This window comes from Mesorhizobium sp. M7A.F.Ca.MR.148.00.0.0 (assembly GCF_003997735.1).
Classification (GTDB): domain Bacteria; phylum Pseudomonadota; class Alphaproteobacteria; order Rhizobiales; family Rhizobiaceae; genus Mesorhizobium.
Window position 1 is genome coordinate 1 of sequence record NZ_RZTB01000708.1, and the last position, 234, is coordinate 234.

General features: G+C 64.5%; 1 protein-coding gene. It reads right to left on the reverse strand.

What is annotated here, in order from left to right:
* Positions 1-234: phosphate acyltransferase (locus tag EOB49_RS35930; protein WP_281060650.1), on the reverse strand; the 234-nt coding region annotated here is incomplete at both ends.

A 234-nucleotide genomic window follows, 5' to 3' on the forward strand; every position in this document is an offset into this window, starting at 1 on the left:
CGCCGATGACGCGGTGGCCGGGCTTGGCGTCGATGACGCGGCGGATGTCGTCGAGTGCGGTGGAATAGTTGCGGGTGACACCGGTGACGATGCCGTCGGCATCACCCAGCGCCACCATGCAGGCGGCAAAATGGTTGCGGTCGTTGTTGATCAGGCGCTGGCAGTCGCGGAACAGGAACCCTTTGCGCTGCATGCGCTCGTAGAGATAGTCGGTGTAGATGCCGTTGCGGCGCG